Consider the following 15,647-nt stretch of genomic DNA (forward strand, 5'->3'; position numbering starts at 1 on the left):
AGCCGCTAGCGGGTCGACTCGATTGCCTGGACCAGGTCATCGATGATGTCGGCCGGATCTTCCAAGCCGATGGAAAGCCTGAGCATGCGCGCCTGGGGCTTGGCCTCCGGGGCAACCGGGCGGTGGGTCAATCCGGCGGGGTGTTGGATCAGCGTGTCGATTCCGCCCAGAGACACCGCGTGCGTGATGAGGCGGACCGCGCCGGGAATGCGCTCCGCATGCTCGGCTGATTCAAGGTCGAACGAGATCAACGAGCCCGGACCTCCCATCTGCGTACCGACCAAATGCAGAGGATCGCACTCGGGAAGCCCCGGGTAGTACACCTTTGCGACGAGTTCGTGACTTGCGAGCGCCGCCGCGATCTTGTGGGCGTGGTCCTGCTGGGCACGCACTCGGATGGGAAGGGTGGCCAGACCCCGGTGCAACAGGTAGGCGGGCCACGGGGTCAGGATGCCCCCGGTCACGGCACGGACCCGACGCAGCCGCGTGGCCCACTCCGGACTTGTTGCCACCACGCCGCCCATGGCATCGCCGTGGCCGCCCAGGAATTTGGTTGCACTGTGGAGCACCATCGCGACGCCATGTTTGAGTGGCTGCTGGAGAATCGGCGTTGCGAACGTGTTGTCCACGAGAACCGGAACGTCTCCGGCGTCGGCCACCAGGCGGTTAAGGTCGACGAGGTCCAGGCTCGGGTTCGCGGGGGTTTCCACTACCACCAGCCCGGTGTCCGGGCGGAGTGCATCGCGCACGCCGTCGGCCTTGACGAAGGTGACCTGGTTGCCAAGCAGTCCGCTGGCCAGGACGTGGTCCGTGCCGCCATAGAGTGGCCGCACCGCAACCACGTGCGTCTTGCCTTCTGATTGGGAGGCCAGCAGCACTGCGCTGAAGGCGGCCATCCCCGAGGCAAAACCGACAGCTTGCGCTGCACCCTCAAGCGCCGCTACGCCGTCTTCGAACCTGGCTACCGTAGGATTCCAGAGACGCTGGTACACCGTGCTCTGACCGTCGAGGGGCACCCCGCCCGTGGCCATCTGCTCGTAGGCGAGGCCGCCGTCGTGAACGGAAGGCAAAGGCGCAGTGGTTGAAAGGTCGATGGGAACGGCATGCACGCCCTGCTCCGTGAGTCCTGTCCGGCCCGCGTGGACTGCGAGTGTATCTATGGCTGTCACTGCTCTCCTTGAATTATTCACCGTTGAATTCGGTCAGTATCTGGCAATAATTCGGAGATTGACAGTGCAAATGAATGCATTGAGTGGAAACTGGCACCTATGATGAATACACAGCACTTTCAGGAGGATCCGTGACCACCACCCCGAAGAACGTTCGGCCCGTCGGCATCAGTGAACCCCTGGATGCGATCGACGAACGCATCCTCGCGGCTTTGGTTGACGATGCCCGGATCTCCAACAAGCAGCTGGCCGAACTCGTCGGAATTGCTCCGTCGACGGCGCTCATGCGCACGCGGTCACTTTCCGAACGCGGCATTATCGAGGGTTTCGAAGCCGTGCTTAGCCTCCCGGCAATCGGCCGATCGGTCCAGGCCCTGATCGCGGTGCGCCTGCGCGCCCATGACCGCGACCAGATCGACCGCTTCACGGCCCGGGTTCCCGCTCTCCCTGCGGTGATCTCCACGTTCCACACTTCGGGCTCCGTGGACTACTTGCTGCATATCGCCGTAGCCAACACCGACGACCTCCGCGACTGGGTCCTGGACAACCTCGCCACGGACCCCGTGGTGGGACACACCGAAACCACTTTGGTCTTCGCCCACATCCAGGGCAACCACGGGCCGCTTCCGGAATAGCGTTGACTTAGCGGGTGATTCTGCTGGTGCCCGGTTCAGTTCAGTGACGCGGCTCGAGGCCCGAGTGTGCGGCCCCCATGGCGTCCTGGCGAAGATCAACTAGTTCCTGCCGGCGCGTGAGCGCCGCTCGCTGCATGGCCAGGTCGACCGGAGGAATGTAGCGCCTCCGCTCGGCCCACGAAACCAGGCCGGTTCCGATTCCGGCGGCTGCCGACTCCAGCATGGAAGCCCGGCGGTAGGTGCCGCATGATGCGGTGGCAGTGCTCATGACTCTTTCCCTTCAGTGGCTGCTGCGTGCGACTTCGCGTCGCGGGATTTCTTGTCTCCGGCCCATGCCGGGACTCCGAGGATCGGGAATGCGTTCAAATGGATCTGCACCGGGCGGGCATCGTCCGCCTCCGGTTCGTTCCGGATTTCCTCCAGAAGATTGCGGGCGAACGCTTCCATGGACCGGGCATAGCGGCCGAGTTGCTCGGCTGACATCCGGGCATTGGCGGTGTTGACGATGGCCGCGTCGAGCCAGTCTTCGCCCAAGGAATCCATGCCGTGCGCCATGAAGTCGGCGAGGACGGCCTGCCTGCTGCGTTCGAACTCGCGGGTTACCAGCCGAGATGCCTCCTGGGTCGCCGGCGAATGTGCCAACTCGGGGGACGTGATCTGGATGGCTCCCCTGGGCCGCTCCCACCACCGCTCCCGCGCCGTCCCCTTGCCTTGGACTTCGTGGACGAAGTCGAACTTGGCGAGCTGCCTCAAGTGGTAGCTCGTAGCGCCACTGGATTCATCGAGGAGTTCGGCCAGGCTGCAGGCGGTCTGTGGCCCATAACGGGACAGCATCTCGAGGATCTGAACGCGCAGGGGGTGCGCGAGGGCTTTGAGGGATGCCGTATCGACCTTGCGGACGGGGAATTCCGGCTCTTGAACCTTGTCCATGCCGGAAACGCTACCCTTGCAAAGAAACCTTTGCAAGGTTTTCTTTGCAAATCAATCTTTGCGAACTTGGACTTCCCGGATGAACCGTCAGTCAGCCGTTGCGGAGAACCCTGCGGAGGGAGGCGACAGCGAGCACCGTCGCTGCCAGCCCGCACACGACGGTGAAATAGCTGGCAGCGGCGCCCAGTCCGATGAACGAAGCGGCCAGGCCCAGCCCGATGACCGGCACAGCGCTGCCAAGGTAGGTGATGACGTAGACAGTGCTGATGATTTGGGCATGCCGGGACGCTTCGACTTTGCCGGCAACGTCGTTGAACACCAGCCGGAAGGCGATCCCTTGCCCAACCCCGGCGGACAGGCTCGCTGCAACCAGCAACACCGGACTCGACAAGGATGCGGCCGCGCCGACCAGCACAACGGAAACCCCCAGGACCGCTAGCCCAGCGGGCACGGCGAAACGGCCACGGACCTTCAGCAATTGGCTGAGCGCGGACCCTCCGAGCGTCAGTCCGGCGAGCAGGCCGGTCATGGGGCGGGAATCGGCGTGCACGACGACGGCGAAGTAGCCGGGCGCGAGCGAAAGGCAGAATCCGAACACGGCAAAGCTGAGGAAGCCGACGCTCGAGGCCAGCCAAAACGCTCCCCTGGCTTCCCGCGAAACGGAAGGCCGTCGTGGGGCGAGCACCGTGTAGGGACGCGGGCCTTCGGCAGGTCGAATCGCGGGACGTGCCTTGAGAAGCCACAGCGGGACCAACAAGAGGAGCAGGACGGCCGCGTGGATGAAGAACGGCGTTGACGTGGCACCCGGGAGCAGCGAAAGCAATCCGCCGATGGCGGGACCGGCTGCCACCCCTCCCGAGGATGACAGCAAGGTGAAGCGCGAAGCCCACTCAGGCCGGGACGGAAGCAATTCACGCAAAGCCGCCGAGCTCGCACCAGTGGCAAGTCCCACGGCGACGCCCTGAAGCATGCGACCGGCCGAGAGCATCAAAAGATTGTCCGCGTTGGCGAAAACCAGGCCACCCACCAAGCCCACCAGGACGGCCAGAACCAGCGCAGCACGCCGGCCGATATGGTCCGACCAGTGGCCGGCGAGCATCAGCACAGCCACGAGTGCCAGGACGTAGCTCGCAAAGGCAACTGTCACGCCCAGTGAAGTGATTCCGAGTTGCGCCTGAAGCAGCGGATACAGCGGGCTCGCCAAGTTGGCACCGACCAGCAGTGTGAACATGACGGCGCCGGCCAGGACCAGCCTTGCCGTGGTGGAAGCATCCCAGCCCGAGCGCGCGGCGGTGGCCTGGCGCATGCGCAGTTCGCTAAAGACAGTCATTTCCGTGCCTTCGCCTCAGCGGCCATCACGGAACCTGGCCTTGTGGGCCTGGACTGGACGGCCCAAAATATTGATGGCAATAGGATGTCGCAAGCCTGCCGGATAGATCAGATGTCCATGAAAGAATTGATCAAAACAGTCAGAATTGACGTTCACTGAGGACCACAAATGAGCCGGAGTGATGATTTGAACACCCTCGATCCAACGGACCTGAAGATCCTGCTTGAGTTGATCCGTGATCCCAGGGTTCAGATCGCCGAACTGAGCGAGTCCCTGGGGATTGCGCGCAACACCGCCCAATCGAGGATGCGCCGCCTGGTCCGCTCGGGCGTACTGAACGACGGCGGCCGCGAGGTCGACCTCGAAAAGGTGGGGTACGACGTCGTCGGCTTCGTGACGTTGGAGGTGACCCACCGGGAACTCGACGGCGTGATCGGAGCCCTCCGCCGCATCCCCCAGGTCCTTGAGGTGCATGAAATTTCCGGGCGCGGCGATCTCTTATGCCGCGTGGTGGCCACCGACACGCACAACCTGCAAACCGCGCTTCGCTCCATCCTCAGAACCAAGGGCGTCATCCGCACGGAAACGGTCCTTGCCCTGCACACCCATATCCCCTACCGGACAGAGCCGCTGATCGGCAGGCTCGTGGACGCCGCCGAAACGGCCGGCGCCGTGAAACGCGTCAAAACGCAGGTTTCCACTGATTCGCCGGTCAGGGAAGCCGACTAGGATTCCAGAATGGATTGGCTCTCTTCTCTTCAGCACCTCAACTGGCTGGCCATACTCCTGGCCTTCATTTCCAGCATGGTCATCGGATTTGTCTGGTACATGCCTGCGGTCCTCGGTAGACGGTGGATGCAGGCTATCGGCAAGACCGAGGAAGACCTCAAGAAGATCGAGGGCGGCGCAGGAATCTGGATCCCCATGATGGTGGCCGCAGCATTCACAAGCATCCTGTTGGCCGTCCTCATCGGAAAGCTGGACGTGCAGGGAAGCTTGCACGCCGGTTTCTTTGCGCTGGTGATTGCGGTGGTCTTCCGCGTCGGCGGCCACGTCATCCACAACGGTTTCGCAGGCAGGCCGTCCGCCGTGACTCTCATCGACTCCGGCCATGACATCGTGGCCATGACTGTCGCCGGGGCAATCATCGGGGCGTTGCAGTAACAGGAGGAGAATAACCTCGTGACCATCATTGACAATGCCGTCTATGTGAACGGCATCCGGACCGCGACTCCGGAAAGCCTTGAGCAAAGCGTCGAAACACTCGCCGCCCATGGCGGAATGGTGTGGATTGGACTGTACCGGCCGGACGAGACGGAAATGGCGGCAGTGGCTGCCGAGTTCGGACTTCATCTGCTCGCCGTCGAAGACGCCGTCAACGCCCACCAGCGGCCCAAGCTTGAACGCTACGACAACAACCTCTTCACCGTCCTCCGGCCTGCGCGGTACGTAGACGCTACAGAGACCGTGGAGTTCGGTGAGCTTCACATCTTCACGGCATCCAGCGTTCGGTGGATGCCTTGCTGTCTGGAGTCGACATCCTGTGTTTCGACGAATTCCACGTGCACGATGTGGGTGACGGGATGTTCATCGCCAAGCTCCTCCGGACAGCGGCCCAACGGCGAGTCCCGCTCGTGGTGACTTCGAACTATCCACCGGATAAGTTGTTGCCGAACCGTCTGTGGCACGATCATTTCGTGCCGACCATCGGGGTGATCAAGGAGATGATGGACATCATGGAGATCGACGGAGACACCGATTTCCGGCGTTCGCCGGTTGCTGGTTCCGCTGCGCCACGGCCCAGCGGCTCCTCTGGCCTGGAGTCCTTCAGCAGGGGCAAGATCATTACTCCCGGAACGCCGGCGCAACTCGGAGCCTTCGGTTTGTTCCCGCCGGCGAAGTCACAAGAGCGGATCCTCACCCCCACGACGCAACGGCTCACCGTCAAAGCGGCTGACGACATGCTCTGGGTCAGTTTCACGGAATTGTGCGGCGGCCTCATGTCGACGGCCGACTACCTGGCGTTGGCGGAGGACTACGGAACGTGGGTGATCGACGGCGTACCCTCGCCAACGCTCGAGTCGACTGGCGGGTCCGCACCGGCCTGGCAACGGTTCAACAATGTCGTCGATGTCCTGTACGACCAGGACATCACGCTCTTCCTGGTGGGCCACGGCCCCTTGGACTGGGACCTGGCCCGGGATCCGGCCCACCGGACCAGCACCCAGCCCGTTGATCTGGCCAGAATTGCGAGCCGCCTGTCACTCCTGGGCCGGGTGGAAGACTCGACGCCCTTTGAAGAAGTCGAGGCCGGGGGCAGCTAAGCATGTCTTCCCCGCAGACACTGAGCGAAACCGAACGTCGCCTCGTGGCAGCTTGGGCCGCGGACTGTGCTGAGCGGGTCCTGATCTTGTTCGAGATGGAGGCCCCGACAGATGGCCGGCCACGTGATGCCATCGCCCGTACTCGGGCGTTTGCTCACGGTGAACTCGACGCCGCCGGTGAGATTCGCCGGCGCTTCGTTGCTGGTCGGGCCGCGAATGCAGTGAGCTCTCCTGCGGCTGTGGCGGCCGCCCGGGCGGCTGGACAAGCCACCGGCGTCGCACACATGGGCGCGCACGCTCTCGGCGCAGCCGCCTACGCCGCGAAAGCGGCAGGGCTGGCCGCTCCGGATCAGCCCACGGCCATCTCCGACGAGATCTCCTGGCAACTCGAGCACATGAATACTCAAGTGAAGGCGGCGCTTCAGCAGTTGCCGCCAGTTGGTGAGGACTCCGCGGGACCGCTCGGTTCCGGACTTCTCGCGTCGGGCCTTCTTGGGTCAATAATTCGGAAGATTCAGGCCGCTGTGGCCAGTAGCTCGCCACAGGAAGGTATCCCGTACGCGACCGGCTAACGGGACTGCTCAGCGGCTCTAGGCGCCCGGCCATAAGATTGCGAAATGACCTTCGCCCAGACGGTGGCCGTGACTTCCCACCGGAGCCGACGAGTGATTTCGACATGACGTGGGGGAAACGAATTGCAATCTGGGCATTGAGCGCCGCCGTTCTCTTCGGGCTAGGCGCTGTGGGCGTGCGACTTTGGATCGTCCACGAGATGACCTCGGATTGGACTCTGTGGCCCAAGGAGGTGCCGTCCAAGGTCCAGTTCGCGGGTCGTGACTTCAACTGCGGACCGAACCCTGCACCAAGCACCCGTACTCTCGACGGTCTGGGCTTGCGCGGGAAGACCGTCGGCGGCGCCGATATTTACACGGCCGAATCCGCCACGGGGCAGATCACGGTGACTTCGATCCTGGTCAAGACGGATACCGCGACCTATTCGTGCGGCATCATGGGCGGCCCAGCCCTGCTCCTGGACTCAAGCACTGCCGCACACTGAGAAACTCCCAGCCTCCAGGCACATTGCCTCACAGACGCCCTACGGCGAGAGCTGGGCTGGCCAACCAGGGCTGTGATGACGCCGAACGACAACGCCGGGACCCCCTTGTCACATAAGGAGTTCCGGCGCCGGAGCAAAAGTTCGTTGTTATACGCGTGACCTGCCGCGGATGAAGTGGAAAATCAGAACGACGACGGCAACAACCAAAAGCAGGTGAATGAGCCCGCCGCCGATGCCGCCGATAAAGCCGAGAAGCCAGAGAACGGCGATAATGATGGCTATCCAAAGCAACATGTGAGTCTCCTTCGTTTGTTCGCGTACCCAGGCCGGCGGCCTAGGGCATTCGTTACTAAGTATACTTACCAATGAGGGTAAGTGGGTGGATCAGTGCGGTTTTTCCATTTGGAAGCCGCACCGGGCCAGGACTGCGGCGACGAAGCCCGCTGTTGTGGACAGGACCCGGGCGCCGCCGCATTTAGGACAGTTGAAGGCAACGGCGAGGGTTTCGCGGCGGCGGTCCATGATGGTGATGGAGTCCACGACGAGGTGCAGATCGGTGTCGCAGGTTGGGCACCAGGGCTGCTTGCCCCGGGCTGGTGGGCGTCCAACGGGAGGTAGGTGCTCGAGATGGCGCTCATCGGTTCAGGCCAGGGCCGGGCAGCTTGCCAGAATGTAGTCGGCGGCGGCCGGGCCCGTCATTCGGAGCCCGTTGCCGGTGGGATGGATGCCTTTGGTCCTCATCGCTGCCAAAAAAGCGCTCTCGGGCTGCGGCGCGGACTGTTGCAGCAAGCACCAGCTCGTATATAGGCCGTAAAAGCGATCCCGCCCGAGAGGAGAATCGGACCGGTCGTTGGTGTTGATGGTGGGGTTCGGGCGGTCTGTGCGTTGTGCGCAGTCACGGGTTTCTGAAGCAGTACGCAGGGCCCGTGGCTGTGCACTGAAATCCGCTTCGTGAAACCTGTGTAGGAACTTGTCTACGATGTAGACTTTACGCGTAGACTACAAAGTAAGCAAGGTTTTTCCGCAGGAACCAGCGATGACGCGATCAGATGAGGATGGAAACCCGTGCCGCCCCCAAAGAGTCCGATGAATTCTTCAACTGCCGGCGAGAATGCCACCGGGGAGAAACCCAAGCTGAGCCGCGACCTCGTACTGTCCACTGCCCTTGCGCTGGTGGACGCGGAAGGACTCGACGCGCTCACCATGCGCCGTCTGGGGCAGGAACTGAGCCGGGATCCGATGAGTCTCTACCGGTACGCCGCCAATCGTGCTGCGCTCCTGGACGGAGTGACCGAGTTGGTCCTGAAGGAGCTTTCCATCTTCCCGGACCGCCCGGATTGGCAGGCACAGCTTCGGCAGATCGCCCATGACCTGCGCCTGTTGGCGCTGCGGCACCCGAACGTCGTGCCATTGCTCGTGACCCGCCCGTTGTCGACGCCTTTGGGCCTGCGCCCCTTGGGCACCCTGCGCCCGCTTGAGCAGATCCTCTCGTTGCTGATCGACGCCGGGTTCACCCCGGCCGACGCGCTGCACGTCTACCGGGCCTACTATGGGTTCCTCTACGGCCACATCCTCAATGAGCTGCAGGAATTCATCGTGGATCCGGACGAAAACGAAGCGCTGCTCCGCCTTGGTCTCCATCGTCTGCCGGCGAAAGAATTTCCCCGCCTCCGCGCCCTTGCCCCGGTGCTCGCGGACTACGACGGCGCTGCCGAACTGGACCAGGGCATCAGCATCCTGCTCGCCGGACTCGCAGCCCCCCTCATCCGCGAGAAGACCACCCCAAAGCAGTGACCAGGACACAGCCGCGGTTCGTTTCGAACCTTCCGGACCTCACCGATCACCGGCGCCCGGTCACACTCGATGCCGAGGACGCGGCGGCCACAGTCTGCGAAACGCTGACGCTCAACAATGTGGACCGAAGGATGGGACACGATGGACCTGTGACCACCCATGAGGAGCAGCTCTTCCTGGCCTACATCCACAAGAACCCCATCAACGTGCAAATACTCAAGCTGGCCCCGCTCCTTGGCGTCTCCGACTGGTGGTTGACTGCCGGGGCCTTGTTCCAGACCGTTTGGAACGTGCTGGAAGGGAAAGATCCCCAAGCCGGAATCCGAGATTACGACCTGTTCTACTTCGACGAGGACACATCCTACGCTGCGGAAAACGCGGTGATTCTGCGGGCGCGTGAGCTGTTCAAGGACCTGGGAGTCGACGTCGAAGTTCGCAACGAAGCCCGCGTACACCTTTGGTACGAGGAGCACTTCGGCGTTCGGGCGATCCCCTTCACCAGCACCACCGATGCGGTGGATCATTTCGCGGCGAAGACCTGCTGCTTCGCGGTCACCTCAGACGAGGCCGGCGCCCTCAGAACGTACGCCCCACATGGCTACGATGACCTGTTCGCCCGGAAGATTGTGCCGAACCCGATGCTCGCCCCTCAGGATGTGTACGAGGCGAAGACCAGACGCTGGGGGACGGAATGGCACACGCTGACGGTGCTCCCGTGGCCGGCATGAGTTGTACGTGCAGAGTGAGGTTCTTTTTATCGGTGGCCGGTTTGGCGTTCGGAAGAGCGCTAAGGCGTCTGGACCGCGTCCGTCATTGCGCGACACCAGGTCGTGTGCTCATCCATTCGGCCCGAAGTATTGAAAATACCTCCTTGTCGTAACGCCTGTCGTCGTAGACCCAGCTACTGCGAAGAACGCCGTCCGAACGCATGCGCAGTCGCTGCGCGACAGCAACGCTGCGGTCGTTGTCGGTGCGGCACCGCCATTCAACTCGGGACATCCCCCGCTCTACGAACGCCCACTCCATGAGCAGTTCGACCGACCGGATGATGAGGCCGCCTCCGACAGCATCGGGTTCGAGCCAGCAGCCGATCTCGCAAATGCCCCAGACGGGGTCAAACATGACAAACATCACGCCTCCAACGATCTTGCCGTCGTCCCAGAGGCCATAGATACGCGCTCCATCATTCGCGGTGGCTGTGGCGTAACGCTGAAGGGTAGCGCGGGCACCCTCGACGGTGTCGGTGACAAAGGTCGGTCCGACCCACGGCCGGATGTGGTCTCGTGCCCTGCTCATATGCTCGGCAAACGCGCCGGCGTGCCATGTCTCGAGAGGCTTCAAGACGACCCCGTCTCGTACGACCGTTTCAAACATAGTCTCTCCAAAGGTTTTCCAGTGTTTGGTTGCCACTGGGTGTTGGTGATTTCTCGGACGTGTGCGGCTCAGAACAACAAGACCAGCCCGACGCCGGCTGCCGCGGCTCCGACGCATGCCGCCATAGTGCCCACTCCGTTGAGAAGGGCCAGGCCGGTCCGGCCGGCTTGGACAAGCCGGACGGTCTCCAGGCTTGCCGTACTGAACGTCGTGTATCCGCCAAGGAACCCTGTGCCGAGAATCAACTGGAGAGATTCTGGAGCCTGATGTGCCATGACCAGCCCCGCCAGGATCCCCATGAGCAGCGAACCGGAGAGGTTGATGAAGATCGTGCCCAGCGGCAACGCAGTCCGGGCCCGGGAACGGACCACCCCATCCACCACGAAACGGGCGGCCGCACCTGCGCCGCCCGCGAGCGCTATGAGAAGGAGGGTCATGTCCGGGCCTTCGGCGTCCGTTGGGCAGACTTGTGCCGGAGCGCCCCAAGCCAAATACCCAGGGTTGTGGCCGCGACACCGCCTAACAGGCTGGCCACCAGGTACCACATGGCGTCCATCCCGCGTCCTGCTCCGAAGAGGTGCACCGAGTCCAGCGCCAGGGTGCTGTAGGTGGTGTAGGCCCCAAGGAAACCACTTCCGATGCCCAAGCGGGCAATCCGGCGGAGACCGGCGTCGGACCCGCTCCGTGCGAGCGCCTCGAGGAGCCAGCCAAGCGCAAGCGCGCCGGATAGATTGATAAGCAGGGTGGGCAGCGGCCACGCGTTTGGCGCAGGAAGGGCCATGCCGAACCCGTAGCGGCTCAAAGCGCCCAGGATTCCGCCGGCCGCGACGAGCAGAACGAACCACCCGTGCAAGTGGAGCGGGCGGGGCGGGTTCCGGTCCGGTGGCGCCGTCTGGGCTTTGGCTCCCGGCGGTGCGGTGCTGCTTTCCTTCATTGATCCCTGCTTGGGTCGTGACGGCCCAAGGGAATCATGAGCACGGGGCAGTTTTGGCGATGTGCCAAATGCAAGGCTACCGATCCGGTGACCAGTCCTTCAAACTTCGGGCCGAGGCCGTGTTCCTTGGTTCCCACGACGATCATGGAAGCGTTGATACTCGCCGCATATCGGCCTAGAGACCGGGCAGGTTCGCCGGCGAGGGTCACGAAGGTCCACCGCACGCCTGTTCCGTCGAGTTGATCCGCGATGCGGGATCGGAGCGACTCCGAGATGGCCGCGGCGTCGTCGTCGATTCCGTCGGGATCGATCGGCTGGGCCGCCAGATGCCCATCCCGGTCCCCTGCCGCCGGGAAGCTCGTGACATCAGCGAAGGCCAGGACCAGTTCCAACCCGGCGCTGAGCGCTACTTCCGCGGCTTTCTCGATCACCGCGACGGGCTGGTGCGGAAGCACCCCTGCCAGCACGGGACCGGTCATGCGGGCTGGGCTGCCCTCGGGCGGCCGCGTGTCCTCGCCGCGGGGGTTGCTCATGGGGTCCTCCAAATGTCCGGGGTGTCAGGATGCGGGTTCTTCAATCTTGCTCCAGTATGGGCTTCTGCGACTGGCGTTGTCCCAAGCGCTAAGCGAGAATGTCGATATGTGCGGTCGGTTCAGTGTCGGTTTCGAAGCAGACTATCTCTCGAGGAAGCTCGGTGCCGTGCTGCGCGGTGATACCGACTACCCCTCGCCGACGCTCCAGATCAACCCGACTGACCCCGTGGTCTTTCTGCGGGGACGGGCCGGGGACGGTTCGGTCGGCCGCGAGCTCGCTGCCGGCCGGTGGGGATTGGTTCCGACATTCTCCAAGTCCTTCGATTCGAAGGTACCCACCTGGAATGCGCGCTCGGAAACCGCCGGGTCAATCCCGGCTTTCAGGGCGTCCCTGCCCAAGTGGCGGGCTGTCGTTCCGGCCTCTGCCTACTACGAGTGGAAGAAATCGGGTCCCGGCCGCAAGGATCCCAAGCAGCGCTACATCGTCGAACCGAAGGACGAGCTGATTACCTTCGCGGGATTGTTTGCGCCATGGCGTGACGAGAGCATCGAGGACAAGTCCGCGCCCGGCGCATGGCGTTTGTCCTGCTCCATCCTGACCATGGATTCCCCTCCCGAGGGCGTTCACGAGCGACTCCACAATTTGCATGACCGGATTCCGGTTCCGATCTCTGCGGACATGATCGACGATTGGATAGACCCCAAGGAAACCAGGGGCCAGGCCTTGTTGGACGCCGTGCTGGGCGAGGCGTACGGCTTGTCGTCGGCGTGGACAATGAGGCCCGTGGAACTCGTCGAAGACAACACCAAGTTGGTGGACGTCGCGAACCCGGCTGCCTGACTCAACGCTCGTAGCGCAGTTCTGCCCTCACGTCCGTATCCTTTAGCCACGTCATTCTCGTGGCCGATCCGAAGGGATTCGGCCACCACTGGACCAGGACCTTGCCTTCCGACGTCCGGGTGACCATGGCCGGAACATATTGAAGGTACTTCGGCCAAACGAGCTTGGCGATAACGGGCACCCTTGAAACGGTCGATAACGGTTCTGTTTGCCGCGGAGGCGGGGCGCCGACTGAATTCAACGGCGCGGGGTATTCGGGCTGGTCAGGCATGCCCGAATACTACTGCGAGGCATCGACAATATGGAGGTCAGGAGATTCGAACTCCATAGCTCCATCATTCCGGCCACCGGGCATGCGACGGCCATTCCCCCATGCAGCTGGGAAATGGCCGCCACAGCCTAAGCCCACCTAAAGCCGGGTGTCGAAGGAGTCGCAGAACACGTTCTCGTTGAAGGTACCTTGGAACTCGGACTTGCCCTGGATTTTCTGGATGGCAGCCCGAATTGCCTCGCGGGTCCCCGCGTGGGCATTGATCGCCGTCTTGACCATCGGTACATCGATCAAGTGGTTCGGCTGGTTCAGCGAGACGAACACCGTGGGGACTTCCGTGACGTACCACGGGATTTCGGCCGCCATAGGGCTGGACCACTTGATGCGGATCGCCGCCTCTTGGGCAAAGCCCAAGACGCAAGCAAAGACGAACGCGGCATCGTACTTGTCCGCATAATCGCCGGTGGCTTCGTCCGAGATGACGCTCATGAAGTTCACGCCCGACTCCCCCGCAGCCTCACGTTGCTCCGCCGTCTTGAAGAGGTGAACCTCGAAACCGGCGGTTTCAAGTTCCTCCTTGACCGTATCCAAGTAGGCCAGCGGGTCCGCCCGGGTGAAATCGGAACCACCGGAGATGCCGTACAGGCGAATCCGCTTGTGCGTTTCCGGCGTGATGGGCAGGTTGCCGGCGGTGTCCTTGATCAGAGCGACGGTCTTGTCGGCGATTTCGGCGGCGACGGCGAGGTGGGCCGCGCTGCCGATCAGCCGCAGGGCCTCAGGGGACGGCGTCAATTCTTCCGGCAGTTTCTTGTGCAGCCCCAGGCTGGCCTTCAGCCCCAGAATCCGGCGCAGCGCGTCATGCAGGCGCTGATCGCTGATCACGCCTGATTTGTAGCCGTCCAACATGTACTGGAAGTCCTCCGCCGGGTTGCGGAAGAACAGGAACATGTCGCAGCCGGCGGCGATGGTGGCAGGAACAAGGTCCTTGCGCTTCTTGGCCTGGGTGAGGCCGACCATTTGGGATGCATCAGTGAGAATAAGCCCGTTGAAGCCGAGTTCGCCACGGAGCAAGTCCTGAAGGAGTTCCGGAGCAAGGGTGGCGGGCAGGATGTCCCTGTCTTCCGTCCCCGGACGGAAATGCCGCGTGAGCTCAGGCGCCCCGATGTGTCCGGCCATGATGGATTGGACCCCGTGGCCGATCATTTCCCGGTACACGTGCCCGTAGCTGGAATTCCACTCCGCGTACCCTAGCGTGTTGTACGAAGTGACCACGTGCTGGTCGCGTTCGTCCACGCCGTCGCCCGGGAAATGCTTGATGGCACAAACAGTGGGCGATTCGCTGATGCCGTCGAAGTACTCCTTGGCTCGCTCCACCACAATTTCCGGAGTGTTGCCGAACGCCCGGGTGGAGATGACCGTGTTGCGCCAGTTGCAGTGGATATCCACGATCGGCGCCAAGGCCCAATTACAGCCCAAAGCCGCGGTTTCCACGCCGGCCACCTGGCCCATTTTCCGGGCGATGGACTTGTCCGGGTGGGAACCGGCCTGGAGGTGGGTCGACACGAATGTTCCGTCGTCGCAGCTTCCGGCTCCTCCCATTTCCGGGTTGGAGGCCACCAGAAGCGGGATGCGTGTTTTGGACTGGGCATAGCGGATGTGTTCCTGGACAGCGGCGGACGGGCCCGGCCGGTACCGCATGCCACCAACGTGATAGTTCTCCAGCACACCGTCGAGGTACTCCGGGGAGTAATCGTTGTTGTGATTGATGAAGAGCTGCCCGATTTTTTCCTCGAGGCTCATGCCGCGGATGGTTGAGTCCACCCACGCGACGGCGTCGTCGTCGAGGTTGAACGGCGCCGCCTGGAGGTCGACGTCGAACTGCCGCGCCTGGGTGCCGGCGGTACCGGCGGGGCTGATGCCCGCCTGAGCTTTGGAACCTGCGACGGCCGCAATCCCGGCCAGCGCTTCGGCGACCACCTCGCTGACCGGGACGGCGATGTCCACAACGAACCCGGCCTCGTCGGCGTCGAGCGGTTCCAAGGTGGCGAGCTGCGAATCCAGCAGGGCAGGCGGCATGAAGTGGCCGGAACGCCCTTCTGTCCTTTCCCTAAGCACCTCTTTGCTGCCGTGCAGGTGCAGGAAGACGGTGTCCGGGGCTTTCTCACGAATGGCGTCACGGTAGCTGCGCCGGAGGGCGGAGCAGGCGAGAACCAGCCCGCCGTCGCCAGCGTTGGCGAGTTCGGTGCCGACCGTCGCAAGCCATGGCCAGCGGTCTTCATCGGTGAGCGGGGTTCCGGCGGCCATTTTGGCGACGTTTTCCACCGGGTGGAGCGAATCGCCGTCGAGGAACGGAACTCCCAGCGCCCGGGCGACGAGGTCCCCGATGGTTGTCTTGCCGCAGCCGGATACGCCCATCACCACAATGCGCCGTGGCTTTTCCGCGGCGGCGGTGGGC

Annotated in this window: 21 protein-coding genes and 1 pseudogene; 10 read left to right on the top strand and 12 right to left on the bottom strand. The window is 63.1% G+C overall.

All coding sequences use genetic code 11. The features are described from left to right. Positions 1 to 5 precede the first annotated feature (5 nt). The gene (locus AB4074_RS14075; RefSeq protein ID WP_441413926.1) at positions 6 to 1,169 is read right to left on the bottom strand and encodes a trans-sulfuration enzyme family protein; all 1,164 of its coding nucleotides are present in this window, start codon (positions 1,167 to 1,169) and stop codon (positions 6 to 8) included. A 131-nt stretch (positions 1,170 to 1,300) separates the two neighbouring features. Here AB4074_RS14075 and AB4074_RS14080 point away from each other — a divergent pair, with 131 nt between their 5' ends. Continuing rightward, on the top strand, positions 1,301 to 1,804 hold the full coding sequence (locus AB4074_RS14080) for an Lrp/AsnC family transcriptional regulator (RefSeq protein WP_284980732.1): 504 nt from the start codon (positions 1,301 to 1,303) through the stop codon (positions 1,802 to 1,804). A gap of 40 nt (positions 1,805 to 1,844) precedes the next feature. Here the strand turns inward: AB4074_RS14080 and AB4074_RS14085 are convergent, their stop codons facing one another. From AB4074_RS14085 to AB4074_RS14095, 3 genes are all read right to left on the bottom strand, one after another. Continuing rightward, positions 1,845 to 2,072: a 2-nitropropane dioxygenase gene (locus tag AB4074_RS14085; protein WP_441413927.1), complete on the bottom strand. Its 228-nt coding sequence runs from the start codon at positions 2,070 to 2,072 to the stop codon at positions 1,845 to 1,847. After that, entirely contained in the window at positions 2,069 to 2,734 is a 666-nt protein-coding gene (locus tag AB4074_RS14090; RefSeq protein WP_441413928.1) for an ArsR/SmtB family transcription factor, read from the bottom strand. The genes AB4074_RS14085 and AB4074_RS14090 overlap by 4 nt, the downstream gene beginning before the upstream one ends. A 91-nt stretch (positions 2,735 to 2,825) precedes the next feature. Beyond that, positions 2,826 to 4,064: an MFS transporter gene (locus AB4074_RS14095; RefSeq protein WP_441413929.1), complete on the bottom strand. Its 1,239-nt coding sequence runs from the start codon at positions 4,062 to 4,064 to the stop codon at positions 2,826 to 2,828. Between the two features lie 168 nt (positions 4,065 to 4,232). Between AB4074_RS14095 and AB4074_RS14100 the strand changes: the two genes are divergently transcribed. The 6 genes and pseudogenes from AB4074_RS14100 (at position 4,233) to AB4074_RS14125 (ending at position 7,445) form a co-directional block, all read left to right on the top strand. Then, complete coding sequence (locus tag AB4074_RS14100) at positions 4,233 to 4,793, top strand: Lrp/AsnC family transcriptional regulator (protein ID WP_441413930.1); 561 nt, start codon at positions 4,233 to 4,235, stop codon at positions 4,791 to 4,793. Between the two features lie 9 nt (positions 4,794 to 4,802). Further along, on the top strand, positions 4,803 to 5,228 hold the full coding sequence (locus AB4074_RS14105) for a DUF1761 domain-containing protein (protein WP_441413931.1): 426 nt from the start codon (positions 4,803 to 4,805) through the stop codon (positions 5,226 to 5,228). An 18-nt stretch (positions 5,229 to 5,246) separates the two neighbouring features. Beyond that, positions 5,247 to 5,561: pseudogene (locus tag AB4074_RS14110) on the top strand (CorA family divalent cation transporter); the annotation flags it as partial. Between the two features lie 14 nt (positions 5,562 to 5,575). After that, on the top strand, positions 5,576 to 6,388 hold the full coding sequence (zapE, locus tag AB4074_RS14115) for a cell division protein ZapE (RefSeq protein ID WP_441413932.1): 813 nt from the start codon (positions 5,576 to 5,578) through the stop codon (positions 6,386 to 6,388). 2 nt (positions 6,389 to 6,390) lie between these two features. After that, positions 6,391 to 6,960 (top strand): putative immunity protein, encoded by a 570-nt coding sequence (locus tag AB4074_RS14120; protein WP_441413933.1) that lies wholly within the window; start codon positions 6,391 to 6,393, stop codon positions 6,958 to 6,960. 176 nt (positions 6,961 to 7,136) lie between these two features. Next, on the top strand, positions 7,137 to 7,445 hold the full coding sequence (locus AB4074_RS14125; RefSeq protein WP_441413934.1) for a hypothetical protein: 309 nt from the start codon (positions 7,137 to 7,139) through the stop codon (positions 7,443 to 7,445). Between the two features lie 147 nt (positions 7,446 to 7,592). Here AB4074_RS14125 and AB4074_RS14130 read toward each other — a convergent pair whose 3' ends face one another. Further along, positions 7,593 to 7,739, bottom strand: coding sequence for a lmo0937 family membrane protein (locus tag AB4074_RS14130; protein ID WP_345449193.1), 147 nt, complete (start codon positions 7,737 to 7,739; stop codon positions 7,593 to 7,595). A 90-nt stretch (positions 7,740 to 7,829) separates the two neighbouring features. Then, positions 7,830 to 7,985, bottom strand: coding sequence for a hypothetical protein (locus AB4074_RS14135; protein WP_441413935.1), 156 nt, complete (start codon positions 7,983 to 7,985; stop codon positions 7,830 to 7,832). A gap of 546 nt (positions 7,986 to 8,531) precedes the next feature. Here AB4074_RS14135 and AB4074_RS14140 point away from each other — a divergent pair. Together AB4074_RS14140 and AB4074_RS14145 are read left to right on the top strand one after the other, a co-directional pair. Further along, positions 8,532 to 9,239 carry a TetR/AcrR family transcriptional regulator C-terminal domain-containing protein gene (locus tag AB4074_RS14140; protein WP_441413936.1) on the top strand — a complete coding sequence of 236 codons (708 nt, stop codon included), beginning with the start codon at positions 8,532 to 8,534 and terminating at the stop codon, positions 9,237 to 9,239. Continuing rightward, positions 9,236 to 9,967: a nucleotidyltransferase family protein gene (locus tag AB4074_RS14145; protein WP_441413937.1), complete on the top strand. Its 732-nt coding sequence runs from the start codon at positions 9,236 to 9,238 to the stop codon at positions 9,965 to 9,967. Before AB4074_RS14140 ends, AB4074_RS14145 begins: the two co-directional genes overlap by 4 nt. Before the next feature lie 82 nt (positions 9,968 to 10,049). On the opposite strand, the gene AB4074_RS14150 is transcribed toward AB4074_RS14145, so the two are convergent. The 4 genes from AB4074_RS14150 to AB4074_RS14165 are packed head-to-tail and all read right to left on the bottom strand — an operon-like array spanning position 10,050 to position 12,080. Continuing rightward, the gene (locus AB4074_RS14150; protein ID WP_441413938.1) at positions 10,050 to 10,730 is read right to left on the bottom strand and encodes a GNAT family N-acetyltransferase; all 681 of its coding nucleotides are present in this window, start codon (positions 10,728 to 10,730) and stop codon (positions 10,050 to 10,052) included. Next, positions 10,682 to 11,050: a fluoride efflux transporter CrcB gene (gene crcB, locus AB4074_RS14155; protein ID WP_441413939.1), complete on the bottom strand. Its 369-nt coding sequence runs from the start codon at positions 11,048 to 11,050 to the stop codon at positions 10,682 to 10,684. The genes AB4074_RS14150 and crcB overlap by 49 nt, the downstream gene beginning before the upstream one ends. After that, on the bottom strand, positions 11,047 to 11,547 hold the full coding sequence (locus tag AB4074_RS14160; RefSeq protein ID WP_441413940.1) for a fluoride efflux transporter FluC: 501 nt from the start codon (positions 11,545 to 11,547) through the stop codon (positions 11,047 to 11,049). Before AB4074_RS14160 ends, crcB begins: the two co-directional genes overlap by 4 nt. Beyond that, on the bottom strand, positions 11,544 to 12,080 hold the full coding sequence (locus AB4074_RS14165; RefSeq protein WP_441413941.1) for a universal stress protein: 537 nt from the start codon (positions 12,078 to 12,080) through the stop codon (positions 11,544 to 11,546). Before AB4074_RS14165 ends, AB4074_RS14160 begins: the two co-directional genes overlap by 4 nt. A 106-nt stretch (positions 12,081 to 12,186) precedes the next feature. On the opposite strand from AB4074_RS14165, the gene AB4074_RS14170 reads away from it, so the two are divergent. Further along, a complete protein-coding gene (locus tag AB4074_RS14170; RefSeq protein ID WP_441413942.1) occupies positions 12,187 to 12,921 on the top strand; it encodes an SOS response-associated peptidase in 735 nt (244 codons plus the stop codon). A 1-nt stretch (position 12,922) separates the two neighbouring features. Here the strand turns inward: AB4074_RS14170 and AB4074_RS14175 are convergent, their stop codons facing one another. Next, positions 12,923 to 13,192, bottom strand: coding sequence for a hypothetical protein (locus AB4074_RS14175; protein ID WP_148667388.1), 270 nt, complete (start codon positions 13,190 to 13,192; stop codon positions 12,923 to 12,925). A 138-nt stretch (positions 13,193 to 13,330) separates the two neighbouring features. Beyond that, positions 13,331 to 15,607 (bottom strand): gluconokinase, GntK/IdnK-type, encoded by a 2,277-nt coding sequence (locus tag AB4074_RS14180; RefSeq protein WP_441413958.1) that lies wholly within the window; start codon positions 15,605 to 15,607, stop codon positions 13,331 to 13,333. Positions 15,608 to 15,647 lie beyond the last annotated feature (40 nt).

The sequence above is a fragment of the Arthrobacter sp. 2MCAF14 genome (assembly GCF_052115645.1).
Classification (GTDB): domain Bacteria; phylum Actinomycetota; class Actinomycetes; order Actinomycetales; family Micrococcaceae; genus Arthrobacter.